General features: G+C 62.7%; 20 protein-coding genes. 10 read left to right on the top strand and 10 right to left on the bottom strand.

Annotation, left to right across the window (positions count from 1 at the left end):
• Positions 1 to 12: 12 nt before the first annotated feature.
• The 5 genes from BM031_RS10575 to BM031_RS25015 form a co-directional block, all read right to left on the bottom strand.
• On the bottom strand, positions 13 to 3,162 hold the full coding sequence (locus BM031_RS10575) for an efflux RND transporter permease subunit (protein ID WP_091874544.1): 3,150 nt from the start codon (positions 3,160 to 3,162) through the stop codon (positions 13 to 15).
• Positions 3,159 to 4,751 carry an efflux RND transporter periplasmic adaptor subunit gene (locus tag BM031_RS10580; protein WP_091874545.1) on the bottom strand — a complete coding sequence of 531 codons (1,593 nt, stop codon included), beginning with the start codon at positions 4,749 to 4,751 and terminating at the stop codon, positions 3,159 to 3,161. The genes BM031_RS10575 and BM031_RS10580 overlap by 4 nt, the downstream gene beginning before the upstream one ends.
• Positions 4,748 to 6,064 carry a TolC family protein gene (locus tag BM031_RS10585; protein WP_091874546.1) on the bottom strand — a complete coding sequence of 439 codons (1,317 nt, stop codon included), beginning with the start codon at positions 6,062 to 6,064 and terminating at the stop codon, positions 4,748 to 4,750. Before BM031_RS10585 ends, BM031_RS10580 begins: the two co-directional genes overlap by 4 nt.
• Positions 6,065 to 6,127: 63 nt before the next feature.
• Complete coding sequence (locus BM031_RS10590; protein ID WP_229408774.1) at positions 6,128 to 6,508, bottom strand: hypothetical protein; 381 nt, start codon at positions 6,506 to 6,508, stop codon at positions 6,128 to 6,130.
• Between the two features lie 86 nt (positions 6,509 to 6,594).
• A complete protein-coding gene (locus BM031_RS25015; protein ID WP_143084555.1) occupies positions 6,595 to 7,332 on the bottom strand; it encodes a hypothetical protein in 738 nt (245 codons plus the stop codon).
• Positions 7,333 to 7,693: 361 nt separating this feature from the next.
• Here BM031_RS25015 and BM031_RS25020 point away from each other — a divergent pair, with 361 nt between their 5' ends.
• From BM031_RS25020 to cueR, 10 genes are all read left to right on the top strand, one after another.
• On the top strand, positions 7,694 to 8,041 hold the full coding sequence (locus BM031_RS25020; RefSeq protein ID WP_177207707.1) for a hypothetical protein: 348 nt from the start codon (positions 7,694 to 7,696) through the stop codon (positions 8,039 to 8,041).
• A gap of 256 nt (positions 8,042 to 8,297) precedes the next feature.
• A complete protein-coding gene (locus BM031_RS10600; protein ID WP_091874548.1) occupies positions 8,298 to 10,166 on the top strand; it encodes a copper resistance system multicopper oxidase in 1,869 nt (622 codons plus the stop codon).
• A gap of 674 nt (positions 10,167 to 10,840) precedes the next feature.
• On the top strand, positions 10,841 to 11,581 hold the full coding sequence (locus BM031_RS10605) for a copper resistance protein B (protein ID WP_229408775.1): 741 nt from the start codon (positions 10,841 to 10,843) through the stop codon (positions 11,579 to 11,581).
• 101 nt (positions 11,582 to 11,682) lie between these two features.
• The gene (locus BM031_RS10610; RefSeq protein ID WP_091874550.1) at positions 11,683 to 12,012 is read left to right on the top strand and encodes a four-helix bundle copper-binding protein; all 330 of its coding nucleotides are present in this window, start codon (positions 11,683 to 11,685) and stop codon (positions 12,010 to 12,012) included.
• Positions 12,013 to 12,425: 413 nt separating this feature from the next.
• Positions 12,426 to 15,023, top strand: a complete 2,598-nt coding sequence (locus BM031_RS10615; protein WP_229408777.1) for a TonB-dependent receptor — start codon at positions 12,426 to 12,428, stop codon at positions 15,021 to 15,023.
• 72 nt (positions 15,024 to 15,095) lie between these two features.
• Complete coding sequence (locus BM031_RS26215; RefSeq protein WP_091874552.1) at positions 15,096 to 15,794, top strand: PepSY-associated transmembrane domain-containing protein; 699 nt, start codon at positions 15,096 to 15,098, stop codon at positions 15,792 to 15,794.
• Complete coding sequence (locus BM031_RS26220; protein WP_091874553.1) at positions 15,791 to 17,593, top strand: 2Fe-2S iron-sulfur cluster binding domain-containing protein; 1,803 nt, start codon at positions 15,791 to 15,793, stop codon at positions 17,591 to 17,593. Before BM031_RS26215 ends, BM031_RS26220 begins: the two co-directional genes overlap by 4 nt.
• A 70-nt stretch (positions 17,594 to 17,663) precedes the next feature.
• Positions 17,664 to 17,870 carry a heavy-metal-associated domain-containing protein gene (locus tag BM031_RS10630; RefSeq protein WP_091874554.1) on the top strand — a complete coding sequence of 69 codons (207 nt, stop codon included), beginning with the start codon at positions 17,664 to 17,666 and terminating at the stop codon, positions 17,868 to 17,870.
• 331 nt (positions 17,871 to 18,201) lie between these two features.
• A complete protein-coding gene (locus BM031_RS10635; RefSeq protein WP_091874555.1) occupies positions 18,202 to 20,697 on the top strand; it encodes a heavy metal translocating P-type ATPase in 2,496 nt (831 codons plus the stop codon).
• A 15-nt stretch (positions 20,698 to 20,712) separates the two neighbouring features.
• Complete coding sequence (cueR, locus tag BM031_RS10640) at positions 20,713 to 21,177, top strand: Cu(I)-responsive transcriptional regulator (protein ID WP_091874556.1); 465 nt, start codon at positions 20,713 to 20,715, stop codon at positions 21,175 to 21,177.
• A 104-nt stretch (positions 21,178 to 21,281) separates the two neighbouring features.
• Here the strand turns inward: cueR and BM031_RS10645 are convergent, their stop codons facing one another.
• The 5 genes from BM031_RS10645 to BM031_RS10665 all read right to left on the bottom strand — a co-directional run bounded on the left by BM031_RS10645 (position 21,282) and on the right by BM031_RS10665 (position 24,017).
• Positions 21,282 to 21,725 carry a YybH family protein gene (locus tag BM031_RS10645; RefSeq protein WP_091874557.1) on the bottom strand — a complete coding sequence of 148 codons (444 nt, stop codon included), beginning with the start codon at positions 21,723 to 21,725 and terminating at the stop codon, positions 21,282 to 21,284.
• A gap of 27 nt (positions 21,726 to 21,752) precedes the next feature.
• Positions 21,753 to 22,751: a CopD family protein gene (locus BM031_RS10650; protein ID WP_091874558.1), complete on the bottom strand. Its 999-nt coding sequence runs from the start codon at positions 22,749 to 22,751 to the stop codon at positions 21,753 to 21,755.
• Complete coding sequence (gene copC, locus BM031_RS10655) at positions 22,752 to 23,117, bottom strand: copper homeostasis periplasmic binding protein CopC (RefSeq protein WP_091874559.1); 366 nt, start codon at positions 23,115 to 23,117, stop codon at positions 22,752 to 22,754.
• A gap of 62 nt (positions 23,118 to 23,179) precedes the next feature.
• Positions 23,180 to 23,551, bottom strand: a complete 372-nt coding sequence (locus BM031_RS10660) for a copper-binding protein (RefSeq protein WP_091874560.1) — start codon at positions 23,549 to 23,551, stop codon at positions 23,180 to 23,182.
• Between the two features lie 22 nt (positions 23,552 to 23,573).
• The gene (locus BM031_RS10665; protein ID WP_091874561.1) at positions 23,574 to 24,017 is read right to left on the bottom strand and encodes a DUF411 domain-containing protein; all 444 of its coding nucleotides are present in this window, start codon (positions 24,015 to 24,017) and stop codon (positions 23,574 to 23,576) included.
• Positions 24,018 to 24,026 lie beyond the last annotated feature (9 nt).

A 24,026-nucleotide genomic window follows, 5' to 3' on the forward strand; every position in this document is an offset into this window, starting at 1 on the left:
CGCGTCTTGAAGCTAGGTCTCCTCATTCTTCCTTTTACCCATGCGCCGCTCTTGCAGCATCCGCCAGGCGGCAGGGATCACGAACAGCGACAGCAGCGGCGCCGTCACCATCCCGCCAACCATCGGTGCCGCAATACGCTGCATGACCTCGGAGCCGGCCGCGCTTCCGAACATGATGGGAAGCAGCCCGGCCACGATGACCGCTACCGTCATCGCCTTGGGCCGTACCCGCAGGAGCGCACCTTCCGTGATGGCTTCCAACACCAGCTCGCTGGTCAGTGCGCGTCCGGCATCGAGCCGGCTCTGAAGCGCATTGCGCAGATATACCTGCATGACGACACCGAATTCCGCCGCCAGCCCTGCCAGAGCGATGAACCCTACCGCCGTTGCGACCGATACCGCGTGACCGAGCAGCCAGACGAGCCAGAATCCGCCCACGAGTGCGAAGGGCACCGTCGCCATCAGCAGTATCGCTTCGGACGTGGAGCGGAAGGCCAGGTAAAGCAGCAGGAAGATGACCAGCAAGGTGAGTGGAACCACGGTCATCAGGCGCTCGGACGCGCGCTCGAGATACTCGAACTGCCCCGACCAGCCGATTGCATACCCTGGGGGCAGCGTAACCTTGTCGCGGACCCGCTCCTGCATCGCACGAACGGCGGTGAGAAGGTCGACCCCGCGGACATCGACATACACCCAGCCGGACAAGCGCGCATTCTCGCTTCGGATCATCGGGGGACCGTCCATCACGACAATCGTCGTTACGTCGCCAAGGCGAATCTGAGCGCCGCGCGCGGTGACGACCGGCAGTTCGCGCAGGGCCTGCACCGAATCTCGGTAGTCCTGCGCGTAGCGCACGTTGATCGGGAAGCGCTGCCGCCCGTCCACGACCTCGCCCACGTTGTCGCCACCGATTGCCGTGGACACCACCGTCTGGATGTCGGCCACGCTCATCCCGTAGCGCGCGGCGCGCTGCCGGTCGATGCTGACGTCGATATAGCGGCCGCCGCTGAGCCGCTCGGCGAGCGCGGAACTGACGCCGGGTACGGACTTGACGGCGGCTTCAATAGCGGTCGTCACCCTGTCGATCTGGCCCAGGTCCGGCCCGGAAACCTTGATGCCGACCGGCGTCTTGATACCGGTCGAGAGCATGTCGATGCGGTTGCGGATCGGCGGCACCCACACGTTCGACAGGCCCGGCACCCTGACGATGCGGTCAAGTTCCTCCACTAGCTTCTCTTTGGTCAAGCCAGGCCGCCACTGGTCCTTCGGCTTGAACTGGATCGTAGTCTCGAACATCTCCATCGGCGCCGGGTCGGTCGCGGTCTCCGCGCGGCCTGCCTTGCCGAAGACCGTGGCCACCTCGGGCACCGTCTTGATCAGCCGATCGGTCTGTTGCAGCAGCTCGCCCGCCTTTGCGGCGGACAGGCCGGGCAGGGCCGACGGCATGTAGAGCAGGTCGCCCTCGTTCAGGGGCGGCAGGAACTCACCACCCAGGCGCGAAATGGGAATCGCCGTCAGCATGAGCGCGATCACGGCGATGCCCAGGGTTGTCTTCGGATGGCGGAGACTGGCGTCGAGCAGCGGACGGTAGCCCTTGATGAGCAGGCGGTTGATCGGGTTGGCCGACTCCTTCGGAATCCTGCCCCGGATGAGGTAACCCATCAGCACAGGAACCAGGGTGATCGCGAGCCCGGCGGCTGCCGCAAGCGTGTAGGTCTTGGTGTAGGCAAGAGGTGCAAACAGCTTGCCTTCCTGGGCTTCGAGCGCGAACACCGGAATGAAGGACAGGGTCACGATCAGCAGTGAAAAGAATAGTGCTGGTCCGACTTCGACCGAAGCCTGGGCAATGATCTCCCAGCGGGTCCTGGCGTCGGGTGCCGCGGCTTCGTTGGCGTCCGCATGGGCCTCTAGGTGCTTGTGCACGTTCTCGACCAGGACGAGCGCGGCATCGGTGGCGGCGCCTACGGCAATCGCGATACCCCCGAGCGACATGATGTTGGCATTCACGCCCTGGTAGCGCATGACGATGAATGCAGCCAGCACGCACAGCGGCAGGGTGAGGACGGCCACGAGCGCACTGCGCACATGGAACAGGAAGACCGCGCACACGATCGCGACCACGACGAATTCTTCAATGAGCTTGCTTCCCAGGTTCGCCACCGATGCGGAGATCAGCGTCGAACGGTCATAGGTCGTGACGATCTCGACACCTTTCGGGAGCGAGTGCTTCAGTGTCTCGAGCCTTGCCTTCACGGCGGCAATGGTGTGGAGTGCGTTCTTCCCGGACCGCATGATCACAACGCCGCCAGCGACCTCGCCCTGACCATTGAGCTCGGCAATACCGCGTCGCATTTCAGGTCCCAGGCGCACCGAGGCGACATCCCTCAGCAGGACCGGCGTGCCGGCTTCGCTCGCGTTCAAGACGATGTTGCGGAAGTCCTCCAGGGAACGCAGGTAGCCGTGGGAGCGGACCATGTACTCGGTCTCCGCGATCTCGACGACGGAGCCTCCGGATTCCTGGTTGGCCTGTGAAACCGCCTCGAGCACCCGGGTGTGGGACATGCCGAACGCGCGCAGCTTGTCGGGGTTGAGGACGATCTGGTACTGCCGGACCATGCCGCCGATGCTGGCGACTTCCGCGACGTCGCGAACCGTCTTCAGCTCGAACTTCAGGAACCAGTCATTCAGTGCGCGCAGCTGGCTGAGGTCATGTCGCCCGGTCCGGTCGACCAGGGCATACTCGAATACCCAGCCCACGCCGGTACCGTCGGGACCCAGCTCGGCCCTCACGCCTGCGGGAAGACGGGCTTGCACCTGGTTGACGTACTCGGTCACGCGCGAACGCGCCCAGTACAGGTCGGTCGCGTCATTGAACAGCACGTAGACGAAGGAGTCGCCGAAAAAGGAATAGCCGCGCACGGAGGTCGCCCCGGGCACCGACAGCAGGGCGGTGGTCAGGGGATACGTGACCTGGTCTTCGACGAGCTGCGGCGCTTTGCCGGGATACTGGGCGCGAATGATGACCTGGGTGTCGGAAAGGTCGGGCAGGGCGTCGAGCGAGGTCGTGCGCAGCGAATGGACGCCCCATGCCGCCAGCAGAGCGGCGGCAAGTAGGACCCAGACCCGGGCGGCGATCGCGGCGCGGATGATGCGCGCGATCATTGCTTGCCGCCCTTCGTTACCACGACCCGCTTGAGCAGGTAGCCATCGGCTCCCTCGATGAAGTCGAATTCGACGGTCTGGCCGGCCTTGATATCCTTGAACGCATCAGGCGCGGGCTTCATGAAATCCATCGTCATGGGCGGCCATTGCAGTGTAGCGACAGGTCCGTGCGACAGCGTGATGGCATCAGCCGAAACCTCCTCCACCTTGCCAACCGCCGTGTGCACGGTTGCAGTGGCCTTGCCTGGCTTCTGCGCCCGTGCAGGAGCGGCGGGCGGTTTCTTCATCGCGTCCATGCGGTCGGCTGCAGGCGCCTGGCCAATGCCGCCATCGGCGCGTGCCGCCGGTGCCTCACCCGCAAATTTGGGCAAGACCGATTTCAGGTTTGCTTCGGAATCGATCAGGAACTGGCCCGAGGCGACGACTTTCTGGCCTTCTTCCAGACCGCTGAGAATCTCGGTGGCGTCACCGATCTCGCGACCGGTTGTAATGACCACAGGACGCAGCCGGTCGCCCTGTGCGACCAGTACGGTGGAGCGAGTACCCGACGCGATCACTGCTTCGGTCGGCACTATCAAGCGGGGCTTTGCTGCCGCAGCGCTAAGCCGGACGCGCATCAGCATGCCAGGCATCAGCGATGCGTCGCGGTTGTCCAGTTCAATACGGGCCTGGGCGGTCCGGGTCGCGGCATTCACGCCAGGCAAGATTTCCCTCACCTTGCCTTCATGGGTGCGCCTGGCTTCGCCGTCCGCCGTCGCGCTCACCCGCATGCCGGCTCGCGCGGAGCCGATCAGGGCTTCCGGCACCTCAGCAAGCAGCCAGACAGTCTGCAAGCCGACCACCTTGGCGATCGTCATGCCGGGTGTGACCTGGGCGCCTTCGCGCGCCCCGAGTTCGCTGACGATCCCGGAAACGGGGGAGGCGAGTAGCTGGTGCGTCTGCACATGTCCGGTACGCTCCAGCTCCGTGACAAGGGAGTCGGGGATCGAGAGTGCGCGCATGCGCTGGCGGGCGGCGGAGGCAAGCGCCGTGTCGCCTCCGCGTTTGAGCGCGAGGTATTCCTCCTGGGGGGCGATCCATTCCGGGACGAACACGGAGGCGACGGACTGGCCGCGCCGCACCTGCTGCAGTGGCGCGCGAACGTGGAGCCTGTCGATGTAGCCGGCGGTACGGCTCTGGATGACCTCCTCGCGGCTCGCATCGAACTGGGTGGTGCCGACCAGATCGAGTGAGTCCGCGACTTCCTCGCGCCGGACCGTTGCGAACCGGATACCGAGATTCTGCTGGAGGGTCGGCGAGATCTTGATCCCGGCCGACTCGCCCTCGTCGGCATACACCGGGACCAGCTGCATGTCCATGAACGGGCTTTTCCCGGGCTTGTCGAAACGCTTGCCAGGGACCATCGGATCATGCCAATACAGGACGCGCCTGCCCGAATCCGATGGGGAGGCTGTGGCAGGCGCGTTCCTGTCGCCGTGTCCGCCCGCAGCGCCCGCAGACCTGTTCGCACCCAGCCAGTAGCCACCATACCCGATCAAGGCGCCCGCAGCGGCGAGGAGCAGGATCTTCGTTGCAAGGGAGCGTTTCATTCGGCTACCCTCCCACCACTTGCCATGTTCTGTGGGATCAAGCGCAGCTCCAGTCCCGCCCAGATCAGGGCCGCCTCAAGTTCGAGCGCATTGACCTGCAGTCTGCGCTCGAGGGCGGCGCGCCTGGCCTTGAATACGGCGGTCAGCGTTCCGGTTCCGCCGCGATAGTCGGCCAGCGCGATCTCGACCTGCTGCGCCGCAGTCGGCAGCAGCTCCTTCTCGAGCCGGGCAATACGGCGCTTCAGGCTCTCGAGCTGCCCCAGCTGGGTCTCGAATGATGACTGTGTCTCCAGCAGTGCCTCCTCGTACTCCAGCCTTGCCCGCGTGCCCAGTTCGGCTTTCTCCGCGATCTCGCGATCCTGGCGCTGCGCCCGGCGGATGGTCAAGGGGATGCTGACGCCAAACGACACCATGTTCGAAAACTGACCGCCGCGCTGGGCGAAGCCGGCTTCGAATGACCAGTCGGGCCGGCTTTCTTGCACGGCCGCGCCCACGTCGGCGTCGGCCAGGTCGACGGTACGGCGTGCGTTGAGGACCGCTGGGTGCATTCTTTCCAGGTTTGGCATCGCCGAGCGGGTCAAGGCCGTATCCAGGTTCGGTGGCTCATTCGACACGGCCTCAGCGTCTGTGCGGGTCCAGCGGCGCAGCTGGAAGAGGGCTGTCTGCAGATCCTGCGCGGCTGCATCAACGCCGTCGCCGCTGAGCAGCAGCTCGGTCCTTGCCTGCAGTACGTCGCTGGCCGAGGTCTTGGCTCCACGATGCGATGCCTGGAGGGCTGCAAGGTCGCTTTCCATTTCGCGCGCAATCGACCTGGACAGGCCGAGTGCTCGCTGCTTGTACAGCACGGTCATCCAGGCTTTCCCGGTCTCGACGCGGATAGTTGCGACCTTATCGAGATGGGCAGCCTCGACGGCCTCGACCGAGCGGCGTGCCAGCTCAGTACGGGCCTGCCGCTTGCCGCGGGAAACCCATTGCTGTTCGATGCCGATCCGGCGCATCGTCATGAAGTCGGCGTTGGGACGGAAGCGGTCCGGGCCCGTAATGGGCAGGTTATCAATACCCAGTTTGAGGGTCGGATCGGGCAGCTGGTCCGCGCGGGCGGCGGCATGCTCGCTTGCCGTGATCGAGGCTCGCGCCGCCTTCGCGGAGGCTGAACCGGACGTTGCGAGCGCCAGGGCGTCGTTCAGGGTGAGGCCATCCGGGGCCGCAGATGTGCTGCTGGAAGCTAACAGGAACAGGGCCGCGACCAGGGCGGGACCGGAGCGTGCAGGCTTGGCCGGCACCTCATGACGTGACGTGAAAATAGAATACATACATCCTCCGCAAATGAAAACGAGCGCCGGCCGCTAACCGGGCGTTTGCCAAAAGGGAGGTGGTCAGACTTGGATGCGCAGGGTTCGCAGGTAGGGCGGGCCGGCGACCGGACCGGGAGGGTCGGCGGGCCATGGCAGGGCGATCGCGAGCGCCGAGACGGGGGTGATGATACGAACGAGGCCGGCGGGGGACAGCAGGGTCAGCGCGGGAACCGGGTTATGGTGGTCGACAGAAGCCTTGGTGTCGGCCGAGAACTCGGCGCAATGGACGGGGCGCTCCATGTCCATGCCGGCGCAGGGCTCGCCATCCATCATCTGCATGGGCGCCCGCTTGGCGACCGCTTCCGGACACACGTACGATGCCATCGCCATGCCCGACGTCATGAGGGTCATGACGAGGAGCAGCGCAATGCATCTGAACAGCGCGGGGAAGGAGCGTCGCATCGGGTTCGGGTAGTAACGGCGGTTGGTGCCATTCTAGCCATATTTCACAGCTTGGGTACGAGAATCAAACCTTTAGTTGGCCCGGCTTAGGAGCGACCGCTCTGCATTGGTATTGGTGACCGCAGCGCCTGCGCAGCGGCTTGGACAACAGGCACCTGATGCCACAGTTCGGCAAGAAATGCCATTTTTCCATCTGGCTGCAGCCCACCGTGCTCGATCAGGCGGTTAGGGTGGGAAGAGACCGACACCCACCATTGCACGCCGCCGTACATGGTCCCCCAGCACCGGTGACCCTCAATACTCGACTTAACGACCGTGGAGACCATTGGTACAAGTCGACGAGTTTCGTGGTGTATGACCGCGTGGCCGTAAACTGGGTATTCGGAATGGGCACCCGGATCGCATGCAAGAAGCATTTGCCGCATGCGCTCTTCATGGCGGAGGCCGAGCGACACGTGGTTGAACGTCCCTAGCGAACAAACCGAAGCACGGAACAGGACACTCAGATGGAACAATTTGAATGGGGCGTAATCTGCCTCCGTCCAGTGGGCCTCCTCGGCCGAGGGCCAGGGATTCGGAAGCTGTTTAGTGTCGAGCCACCTTTTAAAAGGTTTTTCGAAATGCTCGTTGAAATGCTGTTCACATTCCTCACAGAACAGGTGCTGTTTGATGCCATTCTGGAGAAGAGTCCGCCCACGCTTTCCCAACCCGCTAACAGCCATTAACTGCCGCTTATCGTTGTAGAGTTCGCGGTACAGGAACTCTGGAACTATATGCGAATGACGAAGTTCTCGCACCTGATGGCAGAGATGGCATTTTTTCATGGGCTAGAGGTGCGAGAGGAAGATAGCTGACTATCCTACCAGCCCACCTCGCTCCAGGTGAACGAGAAGGTGAAAGCGAAGCCCTCGTGCGAAGCGGGCTATGCCAGGAGCGCACGGTAGAACTGCTTGTTCTGAGGTTAATAAACTTCTTCAAGACCATATTTCGACGGGAAAGCGAACGCCAGCACCTTGGCGGAATGCGGGGCAACCGGGCCGAATATCACGCATTTGTGTGCACGCTACCCCGGGAGCATGCTACATTGACCATATGCGCGCCAGGCTTCGATCATTTTTCTTTTGCCTACTCATCGTCTCCCTACCCTTGCAGGGCATTGCGGGAGTGGCGAGGTTTGAGTGCGGCATGGCGCATCATCCCTTGACCGCCGCTGGCCAGCCTGGTGGCATGCAGATGGACACAACGGCGGCTGTCGATTCGCACGATGGCGAGCATGGGCATGCTGCCGAACCCGCGCAAAGCGTTGCATCGCCGGATCAAGACTGCGACGACAACGGCTCGCATGCGCGATCCGGCTGCGGCACCTGTGCAAGCTGCTCCATTGGCGCCTATGCGCCGCCGCCTGTAATGACCGTGACTGCAGTCGAGGAAGCAGTCAGCACTGCCCTGCAATTTTTCTCATCTTCATTCACCGGGCATGTACCGGCCCGGATCGAACGACCTCCACGCACTGCCGCGTCAATCGCGGCGTAATCCTTCACGCCTAGCGCCGGCGATGCGTTCCTGATTCCCGGGAGGCCGGCCCGCGCCCGCGTTCGCGCCTGCACGGATGGCCATCCCGACCGGGCACGCGTTCCTGGAAATCAGATCAAATAACCGAATCGTGCACCCGTGGCTACCCGCCGCGGGGAAGGCGTGTCCGCGTCCCTGGGTACCGCCATGGGGAACGTTTGGGGCCGAATCGCGCAGATCGCTGCGCCAGAAGTCGCATTTCAAATCGGAGAACCATATGAAACGTTCAGAAGTTACTGACCGCTGCGCGAGCAGTTGGCGGCGCCGTTTCCTGCAAGGGCTGGGCGCAGCGATAGGCCTTGCAGGTTTCAGCCCGAGGGCGCTCTTTGCCGCGCAGGACCGGCACAAGCTTCGCGGTACCAGTTTCGACCTCGAGATAGGGCCGATGCCTGTCAACTTCACCGGAGCAGACCGTATCGCCACCGCGGTCAACGGCCAGGTGCCCGCACCCACACTCTACTGGAACGAGGGGGATACCGTGACGATCCGGGTCACCAACCGGCTGCCAACGGTCAGTTCGATTCACTGGCACGGCATCCTGCTGCCAGCGGACATGGATGGCGTTCCGGGGTTGAGCTTTGCGGGGATCGAGCCCGGACAGACCTTCACCTACCGGTTCGAGGTCAAGCAGAGCGGTACCTACTGGTACCACAGCCATTCCGCTTTCCAGGAACAGCTCGGCTTGTACGGCCCTATCGTCATCCTGCCGAAAGCCGGCGAGCGGGCCCAGGCAGATCGCGATTACGTCGTCATGCTGTCGGACTGGACGGACGAGAAGCCGGAGCGGGTCATGGCCAACCTGAAGAAGATGAGCGACTTCTTCAACAACAAGCAGCCGACCTTCGGCGAATTCGTCCGCGACGTGCGGAGCATGGGGTTCGCCGCAGCCGTCGAGAAACGCAAGATGTGGAACCAGATGCGCATGATGCCCACCGACTTCAGCGACGTCACCGCCAGCCGGAACATCAGCGGTGCGCTGCGCTACCTGATCAATGGCGCGACTGCGGAAATGAACTGGACCGGCCTGTTCAAGCCCGGAGAAAAGCTTCGGCTTCGTATTATCAACGGCGCCGCGACGACGATTTTCGACCTGCGTATCCCAGGTCTGAAGATGACGGTCGTCTCCGCCGACGGACAGGACGTCGAGCCGATCCCGGTCGACGAGCTGCGCATCTCGGTCGCCGAGACCTACGATGTGATCATCGAACCTGCGGAAGACAAGGCGTATACGATCTTCGCGCAGTCGATTGGACGCTCCGGATTCGTGCGCGCCACGCTCGCGCCACGGCCCGGGATGCAGGCCCCGGTTCCGCCGGTGGACGAGGCCGAATGGCTCACCATGACGGACATGATGGGGGCGATGGCGATGTCCGTGATGCACGGCTCCCACGGCGCCGCAGGCGGGCACGCAATGCGAGCGCAAGGGGCGGCTGGCACGAGTTCGCCAGAGACGGCGACCGGTGCGGCCGCCGACCACAGTCACATGCAGCATGCGATGCCGGCTGCGGCAAGCCATGCCGGCCACACGCAAATGCCCCAGGCAGCGCCGGGACCTGCCAGTCCGCCAAAGGTGACCCATGCGCGGTCCGAGTACGGACCAGGCGTCGACATGCATGTCGACATGCCGCGCACGAACCTGGATGACCCCGGCCCGAACCTGCGCAACAACGGGCGGCGGGTCCTCACCTACGCTGACCTGCGGACCGTCGGCGGGCCGGTCGACCCCCGCGAACCGAGCCGAGAGATCGAGCTGCACCTCACCGGCAACATGGAACGCTTCATGTGGTCATTCGACGGCCAGAAGTTCTCCGAGGCCTTGCCGATCCACTTCCGGTTCGGCGAGCGGCTGCGAATCGTCCTGGTGAACGACACGATGATGAACCACCCGATCCACCTGCACGGCATGTGGAGCGAGCTCGAATCGGAGCGCGGTGAATTCCAGGTGCGCAAGCACACGATCAATGTGCAGCCAGCCCAGCGGGTCACGTTCCGTGTCACGGCCGATGCGCCAGGGCACTGGGCATTCCACTGCCACCTGCTGTATCACATGGAAGCAGGGATGTTCAGGGAGGTGGTCGTATCATGAAAAAGTTTTCAACCCTTTCCCGGCATGCCGCTTTTGCGTTGGCATACGTAGTGTCGTTACATGCTTCTGGACAAACGCCGGTGCAACAGTCGTCCACCAGCCACGAGATGCACGGGATGGACCACGCGAAGATGGGCCATGGCGCACCCGCCGCACCACGCAAGCCTTCGCAGCAGAAGCAGAAGCCCTCGGCGGAACCGGCCACGCACAAGAGCCATGGAGAGGCGCCTGCTGGTCAATCGTCGACAGCGGGCCAGGAGCATGCCGGGCATGCCATGCCAGCGCCTCAAAAGGCGCAGTCACAGCCTGGTAAGGCCGCCCAGGAACATGGCGTGCACCAGATTGACCATTCGAAAATGGGACATGGTGCCACAGCCGCACCGGCCAAGCCCACCCAGCAAGGGCAGCAATCTCAGTCGCAACCGGATGCGGACGGGAGCCATGTTGCCCCAACGGCCACACCGGCTCCCACGGCCGGGCAAGGGCACGCGGGCCATGCCATGTCGTCCGCGCAGCCTCCGACGGAAAAGCTCCAGTCGGCCCAGCCTCCCCAGGGTCACGACGCGCACCAGATGGACCATTCGGGGATTGGGCATGGAAGTCCGGCCCAGCAAGCGCCCCGAAACGCTACTGCCGCGGCGGGCACCGCAAACGCGATGGGCCCGGGACACTCCATGCAGATGGGCCCGATGCAAGGAGGGAAACCGCCGCCGGACGCACGCGATCCGAATGCCTACAACGAGGGCGCGCGCCACGCCAACTTCGGCAACCACGAGATGAACGACAACGCCCCGTTCGGCAAGGTTTTGCTCGACAAGGCGGAGTTCGCGAAGGGCGATGGCGAGCGTGGCCAGAACGTCGAACTCGAGGCCTGGTACGGCAACGACTACAACAAGGCCTGGCTCAAGATCGAAGGCGAGCGGCGCGGCGGCACCCTTGAAAGCGCGCGTACCGAACTGCTGTGGGACCGGGCATTCGCCACATTCTGGAGCACTCAGCTCGGTCTCAGGCACGACAGCGGCGAGGGCAGCAGCAGGGACTGGCTCGCGTTCGGTGTGCAGGGCCTGGCGCCGTACTGGTTCGAAACCGAGGCGACTGCCTATTGGCGCCCGGGCAGCGGACTTGCCGCCCGGTTCAACGTGAAGTACGAAATCCTGTTCACGTCGCGCCTGATCCTGGAACCCGAACTGTCGGCAAACCTCTACAGCCGTACCGACGAAGAGCGTGGGACGGGAAGCGGATTGTCCGATATCGGCGCCGGCCTGCGCCTGCGCTACGAGATCACTCGCCAGGTCGCGCCCTACATCGGGGTGACGTGGAACAGACAGTTTGGCCGTACCGCCGACTTCACGCAGCAGCGTAGCGGCGACCGCAGTGAAGTCCAGGCTGTGGCCGGGATCCGTCTGTGGTTTTGAACGAGATGTTGAGATGAGGACCGGCGCGGCGGCCCAGCCGACGCCTTACCAAGAGGGATTCCTGGAATTGACTTTGAACCTGACCTATTGAGGAGAACGTCATGAATCAGCAATACGAAACCTGTATCGAAGCGTGCAATGACTGCGCCGACGCGTGCGACATGTGCGCAGCCGCCTGCCTGCAGGAGGAAGACGTGAAGATGATGGCCCGCTGCATCGCACTCGACGTCGACTGTGCGCAGTTGTGCCGTGTCGCAGCCGCGATGATGGCAAGGGGTAGCGCAGCCGCAAAAGTCGTCTGCGAGGCTTGCGCGGCGATCTGCGACATGTGCGCTGAAGAGTGCGCCAAGCATCAGATGGAGCACTGCCAGCGGTGCGCCGCTGCCTGTCGCCGGTGCGCAGCTGAATGCCGTCGCATGGCCAGCGCATAAAACCACGCAGTTTTCGTGATCACTCAGCAGGGGAATTCATGCGTGAATTTCCCTGGCGCCCCCTTGTCGCCTCGCGCAAAGTCGGAATAACGTGCGGCAAACACCTTTTTGGTTAACTTTTATGTGGCGAAAACGACGAAAACTTTATTTTTCTTGCGCGGTAAAGATTTTGGTAATACATTTAAAAAAGCAACAAGCTGTATAGACAAGTAGTTTGGCTCTTGGCTTTCAAGGCGTGTTCCGCGCTGCGGGCCACTGGTTATTGTCCTGATTCTCATAAAAACAAACCCGGAGGGTAAATGGTTCACAAGTACATCCCAGCAACGACGGCTGCCATTGCACTGATGCTAGGGCAACAAGACGCACACGCACAGCAACCTGCTACGACTGGGGAACTAGTTCAAGGCGCAGGGATGGAACGTGTCCAGGTCACGGGCAGTCGGATCAATTTGCGGCAAGAGCAGATTTCGGGCGTCGGCCCGGTCACGGTGATCGACGCCGAAACAATCCAGCGCTCGGGCGCAATCTCGGTCGAGACGCTGCTGCAGCGCTTGCCGTCGTCCGCCGGCACGGCCGGCAGCCAGAGCAGCGCATACTGGACCAGCAACGGCTATGGGACGACCCAGGTGAACCTGCGCGGCCTCGGCATCGACCGTACCCTGGTCCTGCTCAACGGCAGGCGGGTGGTCTCGGGCGGTACCGGGGCGAACAGCTCGGTCGACCTGAACATGATCCCGGTCGCGATGATCGAGCGCATCGAAGTGCTGAAGGACGGCGCATCGGCAATCTACGGCGCCGACGCCGTGGCCGGTGTCGTCAACATCATTACCAAGAAAGCATTCGACGGCGTGGAAGCATCGGTCCGTTATGGCAAGACCGAAGAAGGCGATGGCGCCGAGAAGTCCGCCGACATCGTATGGGGGATGCGCAGCGACCGTGGATCGCTGATGGCATCCCTGAACTACTCCGAAAGCGAAGCAGTCAACCTGGCCTCGCGCGCGCCATGCGCGCTGTTCGAGGACGAGGGTGAACTTGTCTGCTCGGGCAGTTCGTCGACGATCGGCGGACGTGCACTGCTGGCAAACGGCCGTCGGGTCAACTTCAACCAGGACCCCGGAGGAAATCCGCGCGGGTTCGAAACCTACAGCGCAGCCAAGCACGGCTATAACAGCAACCCCTATCTGAACGCGGTCAATCCGATCAAGAGGATCGGCCTCAGCACATTCGGGAACGTGCGCCTGAACGACAAGGTCGACCTGTTTACGGAACTGATGTTCACTAACCGTAAGTCGGAGCAATTGGCGACGCCAGGCGCCATCGGCGTCTACCGCCCGATCAGGATCGCAGCCAGCCACCCGACGAACCCGACTGGACAAGACCTCGTTCTCGAGCGGCGCCGGGTTGCCGAGGTGGGGCCGCGCTACTTCTTCCAGGAGACAAACACCTTCCGGGTGGTTGCTGGTCTCAAGGGGAATATCGCGAATACCTGGGACTGGTCTGCATCCGTGAACTGGGGGCGGAATACCGGGGTTGACGGCATGACCAACATTATCAACCTCGACAGGGTCGATGCAACGCTCAATGCCGCCACCTGCGGCACCAGTCCGACCGCGGCGCCATGCGGGAACTACCTCGGCTACGGCAACCTTAGCCCAGCTGTGCTCGACTACATCCACTTCACGACGCGAGATCATGGCGGCAACGACCAGAAGAGCTTCAATGCCAGTGTCAGCGGAGAACTGTTCTCGCTGCCGGCAGGGCCGGTCGGCTTTGCCTCGGGCTTCGAATACCGCCGCGAAAAAGGCTGGCGCGATCCCGACAGCCTGATCGTGTCGGGTGCGGCCAATACCAACGCCATGGACCCGATTGCCGGCGAATACAGCGCACGCGAACTGTTCGCCGAACTGTCAGTCCCGCTGCTGGCGAAGCTGCCCATGGTCCAGTCGCTGGGCCTGAACGCGGCGGCGCGCTACTCCGACTACAGCCTGTTCGGCTCCCAGGCCACCTACAAGGTCGGCCTGGACTGGCAGATCATCCCGTCGCTGAAAATGCGCGCCAACCGGTCGACCGCCTTCCGTGTCCCGAACGTTCCCGAGCTGTTCGGCGGGGTTTCGGAAGGAAACCTGACGACGACCGATCCATGCAATAACTGGAACACGCTCGATCCGAATTCGGCGGTCTACAAGAATTGCCAGGCTCAGGGACTGCCCGCAGGCTTCAGGCAGTTTGGTCCTTCGATCCTGACCACGGGCGGCGGCAACCCGGACCTCGAGCCGGAAGAGGCCGACACGTTCACGGTGGGCGCGGTGTGGACGCCGTCGAAGTCGCTGACCCTGACGCTGGACTATTTCAACATCGAGATCGACAACGCGATCGAGACGGTGCCGGGCTCGACGAAACTCTCCGTCTGCTACAACTCGCCGGGCCTGAGCCACATCTTCTGCAGCCCGTCGAGCTTCACGCGCGATCCGCGTACGAAAGAGATCAACTTCCTGTCGTCGCAGCCCGCAAACGCGGCCCAGCAGCGGGTTTCGGGGATCGACTTTGGCGCACTGTACGACTTTTCCCTGTACGGATGGACTTCGTCAGCCTCGCTTGACGTCTCGCGCCTGAACCGGTTCGATATCACGCCCTTCCCGGGCGGCGACGTGATCGAATATGCGGGCAAGATCACGGGTGGCCGCGGCAGCTATGCGAAATGGCGTTCAAGCGCATCGCTGACGGCAGCGAACGGGCCATGGTCGGGTTCCTATACCGTCCAGTACATCGGCAAGGCTGACGACATCAACGCAGCCCCGGCCGATATTGGCTCCCGTGCACCGAGCATCGCATATCATAACGCCAGTGTGAAATATGCCTTCAGCAAAGCAATGGCGGTCTCCTTCGGTGTGGACAATCTCTTCGACAAGCGTCCGCCGTACATCCAGAGCTGGACGGACGGGAACACCGACACGATGACCTACGACCTGCTCGGCCGCCGCTGGCACGTCCGCCTGGGCTACAAGTTCTAAGCGGCTCATCCTGTCCATTCGTAGCCCGGCCTGTCTCGCAGGCCGGGCTGACTCAACTCATTGTCGAAATATATGCAACTAGCTTTCTGGGTGCGCCGCGCCCATAAATGGATCGGACTGCTGATCGGCGTGCAGGCGCTGCTGTGGATGATCAGCGGCCTGTACATGGTCGTCGTGCCTCTTGAGGTCATCCACGGAGACCATCTCGCCCATGTCCCGACCGAACGCCTCAACCCCTCGGCCAGCCGCATCACACAGGCACAACTGCACGAAAGCCATCCCGGCATTACTTCCATCCGGCTGAAAGTGCTGCTCGGGAAAGAGGTCTACGAGATCAAGCAGGACAAGAAGGTCAGCTTGGTCGATGCCGTCAGCGGCAAGACCATCAGCCCGCTTGACCGGGACAGCATCATCGCGCTGGCCGACGCGGCGTACGTCGGCGAGGGCAGCATCCGCAGCATCGAATGGATCACCAAAGCGCCGCAGGAAGTGGGCGCCCGGCCGGTTCCCCTCTGGGCCGTACATTACGACGACGTGGATCCGGGCAGCAGCACCCTGTATTTCTCCCCATTCTCCGGCGACCTGGTCGCTAGGCGTCACGAACTGTGGCGATGGTTCGATTTCCTGTGGATGTTCCACATCATGGATTACGAGGAGCGTGAGGACGTCAACAATACCCTGCTGCGCGTTGCGTCCATCACCGGCCTGGCCTTTGCACTGAGCGGCGCCTGGCTACTCTTCTACAGCTTCCAGCGCAGGAGGCAGGCATGAGCCCATGGATGAGAAGGCTTCACAAGTGGGTAGGGCTGCTTCTTGCGATCCAGTTCGTACTGTGGATGTCGAGCGGCGTGGTCATGAGCCTGCTCGATGCGAAAAAGGTGCAGGGCCGCGAGTACCGTATCAAGCCGCAGGCAGCGCCCGAATGGCCGCGCAACGTGCTCGCGCCCGACGCGGTCCTTGCAGCCAGCGCAGGTAAGGTCATGGCAATCACCTCGGGCTGGCTGCTCGACCGGCCTGTGTACCGGCTGCAGGGCGACAAGCGCAGCTGGCTGGTCGATGCCAGTGACGGGCGCAGCGTGTCCATCGACGGCGCACTCGCGCGGACGATCGCAAGCGCATCGTATTCCGGCAGCGGCAAGGCAGGCACGCCGCGCCTGCTCAACTACACCCTGGAGACCCGCGCACACAAGGAGCCGGTGTGGCGGGTGGATTTCAATGACGAGGACGAGACGGCCGTGTACGTGTCCAGCGTTTCAGGCAATGTGCTGGAACACCGGAACAATACCTGGCGCCTGTTCGACTTCTTCTGGATGCTCCACATCATGGACTACAGCGAGCGTACGGACTTCAACAACTTGCTGCTCGTCTCAAGCGCGATCGGCGGGCTGTGGATGGCACTGACTGGCGTCTGGCTCCTGTTTGCGAGTGTGCGACTGGCGGAGTTCGTGCCGACGCGCTTGCGCCAGCGCCGCAGCGTCAACCTGCTGGGTAGCGGTGGACAGGTCGCGCGTTCAGTCGACGCCGCCAAAGGCGACACGGTGTTCCGTGCACTGGCGCGCTCAGGGCTGCAGCTGCCGTCGAACTGTGGCGGCGGGCAGAGCTGCGGGCTATGTGAAGTACGCTGTGTCGACAAGGTGCCGGAGCCTACCGCGGCCGACCGGGCGCTGCTTTCACCCGCGAAGCTCGAGGCGGGATACCGGCTGGCGTGCGGCCTTCCGGTCACGCGCAGCCTCGACATCGATGTCGGCGATACGCTTGCCCTCGCAACCGAGTATGCTGCGACGGTCACCAGCGTGCGGGCGGTGACGCCGTTCCTGCGCGAGGTCACGGTACGGCCGCAAGTCCCCCTCGGGTGCCGGCCTGGCGCGTATGTACAGGTGCATGTGCCGGCCTATGCACACGACGCCAGCCACATCGAGGTGCCGGATCATCACCGCGACGACTGGAATAACGTCGGTGTACTGGGGCGGCTGGCGAACGACGCACCTCTACGCAGGTCTTACTCGGTCGCAGTACCTACCGAATGCTCAGACGGCCAGATTGTCTTCCTCGTGCGGTTCATGCCGGGAGAACGGCCGGGCAGGGGATCGAGCTACATGTACACGCTAAAGCCTGGCGACACGGTGTCGTTCAGCGGGCCATTTGGTGACTTCGCGCTCAAGCCAGGCGCGCGCGAAAAAGTGTTCATCGGTGGCGGCGCCGGCATGGCCCCACTGCGCGCCATGATCCACGAGCTTCTCGCAAAGGGTGCGAGCGAACCAATCCACTTCTGGTATGGCGCACGCAGCATTCGCGACGCTCCCTACCTGGACGAGATGCATGCGTTTGCCGATAAACACTCCAACTTCCACTGGCATCTGGTTTTTTCGGAGGAGGCCGGGCAGCCCCCTCATCGTAGCGGACTGGTGCACGAGGCAGTCAGGAATGAGCTTCTGCACACGCACTCCGACATCGGTACGCTCGAGTTCTATGTTTGTGGGCCGCCGGCGATGCTGTCTGCTACCCGCGCGATGCTGCGCGATCTTGCCGTGGACGAGTCAAAGGTCGCTTTCGACGACTTCAAAATCTGAATAGTGCTTGACCTTGTCATCATGGGAAGGTTTACAGTGAAGGCTCAATTTAGCCAAGGGAGGTAGCAGCATGTATGAATTGCAAGTTGAAGGCATGACCTGTGGCGGTTGCGCCAATAGTGTCAAGAGGTCGGTGCAAGCGGTCGATGGCAATGCGAAGGTGGACGTTGACCTGGGCAGCAAGAAAGTCCGGATTGACACCAGCGCCGATATCGACAAGGTAAAGGCGGCCGTCGTAGAGGCGGGATATCCCGTCACTGCAAGCGCACGCGTATGACGTAGACAATAGGATGGCGATTGCGACACCTTTTCTGCCCGGTGTCCAATCGCATCCATTCCCAAGCCGACGTCGCTGCATGGCGTCGCTTTATCGACACGGTAAGGTGCACGGTGTCGAATCCGGTATATCTGCACCTCATCTACAGCCCGCCATTCACGCTGCTCCACGGGAGGCCAGGCGCCTCGCCGGTTTTCTCCCATCCCGACAGTCTTTCATCTTCGGGTGGCCGGACAAGGCGGTATCGCCAGTTCTCCCGGAGATGCTTGACCTTCCCATGATGGAAAGGTTTACAGTAATCGTATCTTGAACGCATTGTAGAGAGCCACCAATGAGCATTCCAAACAAACAGCCCGCCGGCAGCGGCGCATTACCCATCAGTCTACGGATCGAGGGCATGACCTGCGCTTCCTGTGTGGGCCGCGTGGAGGCCGCGCTTCGGAAAGTCCAGGGCGTCGGCAGCGTCGCGGTCAACCTCGCGACGGAGCGGGCTGAAATACGGCCAAGCGGAGACGGCGCGGTGGACCGTACAGCCCTGGTCCAGGCAATCGAGAAGGCCGGATACGATGTTCCCGCCCAGACAATCGAATTGTCTGTCGAGGGCATGACCTGCGCATCTTGTGTCGGGCGGGTCGAACGAGCCCTTAACGCAGTGCCGGGTGTGAGCCAAGCCACGGTGAACCTGGCAACCGAACGTGCGACGGTACGCGGCGTGGCGGCGACCGAAGCGCTGCTGGCGGCTATCGGCAAGGCGGGGTATGAAGCCAAGCTTCTCGATGCAAGCACCCGCTCCAGCGGTGATGACGGCGAGGCCAAAAAGGATGCCGAACGTCTGGCACTCAAGCGCGACCTGCTGCTTGCTTCCGCTCTTGCGCTACCGGTCTTCGTCCTCGAGATGGGCTCGCACCTGATCCCGTCTATGCATCACTGGGTCATGGAGAACGTCGGTCAAGGGCCGAGCTGGTACCTGCAGTTCGTACTGACATCACTGGTGTTGTTCATTCCCGGCCGTCGCTTCTACACCAAAGGCTTTCCTGCACTACTGCGGCTGGCACCGGACATGAATTCGCTTGTGGCGGTGGGTACCCTGGCGGCATACGCATATTCGGTCGTCACCACCTTCCTGCCGCGCCTGCTCCCAGCGGGCACCGTGAACGTCTATTACGAAGCAGCGGCTGTGATCGTGGCGCTGATCCTGTTAGGCCGATTTCTGGAAGCCCAGGCAAAGGGCCGTACGTCGCAAGCCATCCAACGATTGGTCGGGCTGCAGGCAAAAGTGGCCCATGTGGTACGCGGCGGCCGTGCAGTGGACATACCTGTCGCCGATGTGATCGCCGGCGATATCGTAGAGGTGCGCCCGGGCGAACGCATTCCGGTCGATGGGGAGGTGATTGAGGGCGACAGCTACGTGGACGAGTCCATGATCACCGGTGAACCTGTCCCGGTCAGAAAGGTGCATGGCAGGGCCGTAGTCGGTGGCACGGTCAACCAGAAGGGCGCCTTTACCCTGCGCGCCACGGCCGTGGGTGGACAGACCGTCCTGGCGCAGATCATTCGCCTGGTGGAGCAGGCGCAGGGCTCCAAGCTGCCGATCCAGGCGGTCGTTGACAAGGTCACGATGTGGTTCGTGCCTGCAGTGATGGCTGCGGCCTCCGTCACATTCCTGATCTGGCTCGTTTTCGGGCCGTCGCCAGCCCTGAGCTTCGCCCTGGTGAACGCCGTGGCGGTGCTCATCATCGCCTGTCCTTGCGCGATGGGGCTGGCGACGCCGACCTCCATCATGGTCGGTACCGGACGCGGAGCAGAACTGGGCGTGCTGTTTCGTAAGGGCGAGGCATTGCAGCTCCTGAAGGACGCAAAGGTCGTCGCAGTAGACAAAACCGGCACGCTGACCGAAGGGCGCCCCGCGCTGACTGACCTGGAAGTTGGCACGGGCTTCGAGCGCGCGCAGGTACTGGCAAGCATTGCAGCCGTGGAGTCGCGTTCCGAACATCCGATTGCGCGTGCAATCGTCGAGGCTGCTGAGCAAGAGGGCATCGCGCTTCCGGCGCTTACTGGGTTCGAATCGACTACCGGCATGGGTGTACGTGCACTGGTGGATGGGGTGCGCGTGGAAGTGGGAGCGGACCGGTACATGCGCTCGCTCGGTCTGGATGTGGGAAGCTTCGAGCCAACGGCCGCGCGACTCGGGAAAGAAGGGAAGTCGCCGCTGTACGCGGCAATCGATGGCCGCCTGGCCGCCATTGTCGCCGTGGCCGACCCGATCAAGGCCGATACACCCACTGCCATCGCTGCCCTGCATCGTCTGGGGCTCAAGGTCGCGATGATTACTGGCGATAACGAGCGCACCGCTCGCGCGATTGCGGCGCGCCTCGGTATCGACGAGGTCGTGGCTGAAGTACTGCCCGAGGGTAAGGTGGACGCGGTCAAGCGACTCAAGGCCGAACATGGCTCCGTCGCGTTCGTGGGTGACGGCATCAACGATGCGCCCGCGCTGGCCGAGGCTGACGTCGGCCTGGCAATCGGCACTGGTACCGATGTCGCGGTAGAAGCAGCCGACGTGGTACTGATGTCAGGCAGCCTGCAGGGCGTTCCTAATGCGATCGCGCTCTCGAAAGCGACCATTGGCAACATACGCCAGAACTTGTTCTGGGCGTTTGCCTATAACGTTGCCCTGATCCCGGTGGCGGCGGGCATGTTGTATCCAGCGTATGGCGTGCTGCTGTCGCCCGTGTTTGCTGCCGGGGCGATGGCATTGTCCAGCGTATTCGTCCTTGGCAATGCCTTGCGGCTGCGCGGGTTCAATCCGCCCTTGAATGATGAGTGATATTGGAGACAGCACATGAATATCGGTGAAGCATCGAAGGCATCTGGCGTGTCGGCCAAGATGATCCGCTACTACGAAGAGATCGCGTTGATACCGCATGCGGCGCGCAGCGAGTCGGGTTACCGGGCGTACACCGGTAGTGACATGCACCGCCTGCGCTTCATCCGGCGCGCCCGAGACCTCGGCTTTTCTGTAGCGGAGATCGGCGAACTGCTCAGTTTGTGGGATGACCGGTCGCGACAGAGTGCTGACGTGAAACGGCTTGCACAGTCGCATATCGCTGACCTGGAAGAGCGGATCAGGAACCTGCGTCAGATGGCCGATACCTTGAAGGAGCTCAGCGACTGTTGCGTAGGAGACGAACGGCCGGACTGTCCGATCCTGGCCACGCTGGAAGATCCGGAAGAGGTGGGAGAAGAACGGGCGGCGCACGCAGCAAGTCCCGCGCGCCGCGGGCTACGAGGCAAGGCGCCGGCTTAAGGTTTAGCCAAGCGCCTTGCAGGGATAACTGTTAGAAGAGTCAACCAACCGCTGCAGCGCAAGCTTCGTCCCATACCGTTGCAGTAGAGCCGGAAGAATGCTGATTACTTCGCCTTCCGAGACGACCAGTGCACGTGAACGATCGCCCATGTGTCGCCACGCTTCTCCAGCACTGCCGTTCCGGTACCGAAAGCGTGTACCGGCTTGCCGCGCGATGTCCCGGTGGTTTCCGTCTCCTCCCAGACCACAGCAGTCTTGCCGTCGATGCGCTCGGTTTGCTTGAGCACCTTGCGAGTCGACGACTTCGCGAACTCCATGTCGCCGCCCAGATGGTGACTTGCATACTCGTCGCGCGAGCGTTCGACGTAACCAGCTTCATAGATTGCAATCTCGGGTGCCAGCAGGCTGAGGGCCTTCGCTCTATCGCCGGCCACCAGCGCGTCGTGAAACGCGGCTAGAGCTTCCTTTGGTGAAGCCGCCAAGCTGGCGGCCGAGGTGGCGGCCAGAATGCCCGCCAGTGCCAATTGTCTCAGGGATGTCCTTGTCATTGTTTTTCCTTTGATTGAGTGAAGTGTTCAGGATGCGGTTGGTGGCGGCGTCGAGCTCAGGAACGCTGCCGCGACAATTGCTGCAATAAGGAAGACTGCTTCCGCCCGCAGGATCAATACGAACCTCCGGTCCGGACTCGACTCAGCTGCGATAAGCGTACTGGCTTCGTTCCCGTTGCCCGCCTTCCGGTCTCCACCAGTTTTGGCACGCTTGGAAGCTTTGCGAAGGCGCGAAAGCATCGCAGGCATGACAACGAAGCGATTCAGGCCTCCCAGCGCGGAGGCGCAGAGCACCAGGCCGATCTTGACCAGCAAAGTCGCCGCATAGGGATTGCCGAATGCGTTGTCGAATCCGCCGAGGCCTCGCCAGGCGGCGATGATACCGGTCGTGAAGATCCCGACCAACGCGATGGTTGCCGAATGCGACAGTGCGGCAATGTAGTCGGCGCAGTCGCGGCGGCTCTGCAGTTCTGTACCAGGCCCGCCAGGCAGGGCGATCAATCCGGCCACAAGCACTTCGCCTACCCAGAGGCTGATCAGGACCAGGTGCACCCAATCGAATGCCACTGCCCATATGAAATCGCCGCCGGCGCCCGCGTGGCTGACCATGCTGCGGCTGTAGAGCAGCACGCCGATCGCCCCGATGCGGATCATTGATGCGGGCTTGCCCCTCTGGTCGCGTGCGGTGCAAACGGCACCGATGACGATGAGTGCTGCCGCGCCGATCATCCACGCCATCCCATAGTGGGTAGCGGTGATCACCGAACGGACAGCCGGCAGCGCCTCGGCAAGCGGCACTTCCGCCATCGACGCCGCCTCGACCCAGAGGATCGCCACGTACGCCAACATCGCCGAGCCGGTCGCGCCAAGCACGGCAGTGCGCAGGCGAGGCAGAAGTCCGGTTACCCAGGAAGACGTACCCGCGCGAAGCCAAAGCGTTGCCGCGCTCGCACCAACGAGCACGGCAAACGACAGGTTCAGGACGACTGTGACGGCGCGCTGCAGGGACGCGAGGTCAGACTCCACTTATTTCACCTGGAAATTAAACTCGCCCTTGACCTTGTGCCCGTCCCGGGTGACGGTACTCCATTGGACACGGTACGCGCCGGCATGCAGTCCGGGCGTAGTGGCAATCAGGGCTTTGGCGTTGGCGGGATCCGATGCAATCTTCGAAGGCTCGACAACAGTGCCTTTCTCGTCGACCAGCTTGATTTTGCTGAACGGCAGTTCCAGCGGCTCGTTGAACTGCAGGCGCACCTGTGCAGGCGCCGGACTGACGACACTGTTGGCTTGGGGAGTCGATGCCTCGAGCTTTGCGTGAGCGAAGGCGGCGGGAGCCGACAACGTGGAAATGGCCGCGGCTGTGGCGACAAGCAGATTTTTAATGTTCATGTTGTTTCTCCTATGTGTCCCGCATTCGTGGAATGCGGGACTCGACGATGGCCCGATACTGCTTACTGGGCCTTCTGCATCTGCGTGATTGTCACGGCGCCGTTCACCCGGTCGGCCGAAAACTTGACCTTGTCGCCTACCTTGACTTGCTCCAGCATTGCCGGGTCCTGGACACGGAAGACCATCGTCATCGCGGCCATGTCGAGGTTCTTGAGTTCCCCATGGCGCAAGGTGATCTTCCCTGCGTCCTTGTCGATCTTCTTGACTTCGCCGTCGACCAGTTCGGCCGGTGCCGCCTGGTGGCCCGCATGGGATGCGTGCGCACCGTGCGAGCCGTTGCCGGCGTGGCTACCGTGGCCATTGTCCTGTGCCGTTGCGATCGACGCGCCGGCGGCCATGGCGATTGCCAGAGTCAGTTTCGAGAATGCGTTCATGGTGTCTCCTTTCGTGGTTGGTTCAGTTGTAGTGCTTGAAAACTTTGGTCTTGCCGTCCGCCTGTACAAGCAGGACGTCATACGGGTCCTTGCGCGGCCCCTCCATGCCTGGAGAACCGAGCGGCATGGCCGGGACTGCAAGCCCCTTGGCCTTTGGCTTTTCCGCCAGCAGGCGCTTGATGTCGCTCGCCGGCACGTGCCCCTCGATCGCATAACCCTGCACGATGGCGGTATGGCAGGAGCCCAGCTCGTTCGGAATGCCGCCGCGTTCGCGGTAGTCCGACGGGTTGGCGACGTTCGTCACCTTGGGTGCAAAACCGTTGGCCTTCAGGTGGTCCACCCAGGCCGCGCAGCATCCGCAGTACTCGCTTTTGTAGACGTCGATGACTGGCGCAGCTGCCATTGCCAGCATGGGCAGGGACAATGCCGCGGCCAGCGCCGATTTCGAGATGAGTCGCTTGAACATGAGGTCTTC

The sequence above is a fragment of the Massilia yuzhufengensis genome (assembly GCF_900112225.1).
Taxonomy (GTDB): Bacteria; Pseudomonadota; Gammaproteobacteria; order Burkholderiales; family Burkholderiaceae_D; genus Telluria; species Telluria yuzhufengensis.

Excerpts from the sequence above, each read along its gene's own strand:
- BM031_RS10635 (WP_091874555.1), top strand. The coding sequence starts at position 18,202 with ATGAGCATTCCAAACAAACAGCCCGCCGGCAGCGGCGCATTACCCATC.
- copC (WP_091874559.1), bottom strand. The coding sequence starts at position 23,117 with ATGAACATTAAAAATCTGCTTGTCGCCACAGCCGCGGCCATTTCCACG.
- BM031_RS25020 (WP_177207707.1), top strand. The coding sequence starts at position 7,694 with ATGGCGCATCATCCCTTGACCGCCGCTGGCCAGCCTGGTGGCATGCAG.
- cueR (WP_091874556.1), top strand. The coding sequence starts at position 20,713 with ATGAATATCGGTGAAGCATCGAAGGCATCTGGCGTGTCGGCCAAGATG.
- BM031_RS10665 (WP_091874561.1), bottom strand. The coding sequence starts at position 24,017 with ATGTTCAAGCGACTCATCTCGAAATCGGCGCTGGCCGCGGCATTGTCC.
- BM031_RS10580 (WP_091874545.1), bottom strand. The coding sequence starts at position 4,751 with ATGAAACGCTCCCTTGCAACGAAGATCCTGCTCCTCGCCGCTGCGGGC.
- BM031_RS26215 (WP_091874552.1), top strand. The coding sequence starts at position 15,096 with ATGCAACTAGCTTTCTGGGTGCGCCGCGCCCATAAATGGATCGGACTG.
- BM031_RS10615 (WP_229408777.1), top strand. The coding sequence starts at position 12,426 with ATGGAACGTGTCCAGGTCACGGGCAGTCGGATCAATTTGCGGCAAGAG.
- BM031_RS26220 (WP_091874553.1), top strand. The coding sequence starts at position 15,791 with ATGAGCCCATGGATGAGAAGGCTTCACAAGTGGGTAGGGCTGCTTCTT.
- BM031_RS10585 (WP_091874546.1), bottom strand. The coding sequence starts at position 6,064 with ATGTATTCTATTTTCACGTCACGTCATGAGGTGCCGGCCAAGCCTGCA.
- BM031_RS10660 (WP_091874560.1), bottom strand. The coding sequence starts at position 23,551 with ATGAACGCATTCTCGAAACTGACTCTGGCAATCGCCATGGCCGCCGGC.
- BM031_RS10605 (WP_229408775.1), top strand. The coding sequence starts at position 10,841 with ATGCAGATGGGCCCGATGCAAGGAGGGAAACCGCCGCCGGACGCACGC.
- BM031_RS10610 (WP_091874550.1), top strand. The coding sequence starts at position 11,683 with ATGAATCAGCAATACGAAACCTGTATCGAAGCGTGCAATGACTGCGCC.
- BM031_RS10645 (WP_091874557.1), bottom strand. The coding sequence starts at position 21,725 with ATGACAAGGACATCCCTGAGACAATTGGCACTGGCGGGCATTCTGGCC.
- BM031_RS25015 (WP_143084555.1), bottom strand. The coding sequence starts at position 7,332 with ATGAAAAAATGCCATCTCTGCCATCAGGTGCGAGAACTTCGTCATTCG.
- BM031_RS10600 (WP_091874548.1), top strand. The coding sequence starts at position 8,298 with ATGAAACGTTCAGAAGTTACTGACCGCTGCGCGAGCAGTTGGCGGCGC.
- BM031_RS10630 (WP_091874554.1), top strand. The coding sequence starts at position 17,664 with ATGTATGAATTGCAAGTTGAAGGCATGACCTGTGGCGGTTGCGCCAAT.
- BM031_RS10575 (WP_091874544.1), bottom strand. The coding sequence starts at position 3,162 with ATGATCGCGCGCATCATCCGCGCCGCGATCGCCGCCCGGGTCTGGGTC.
- BM031_RS10590 (WP_229408774.1), bottom strand. The coding sequence starts at position 6,508 with ATGCGACGCTCCTTCCCCGCGCTGTTCAGATGCATTGCGCTGCTCCTC.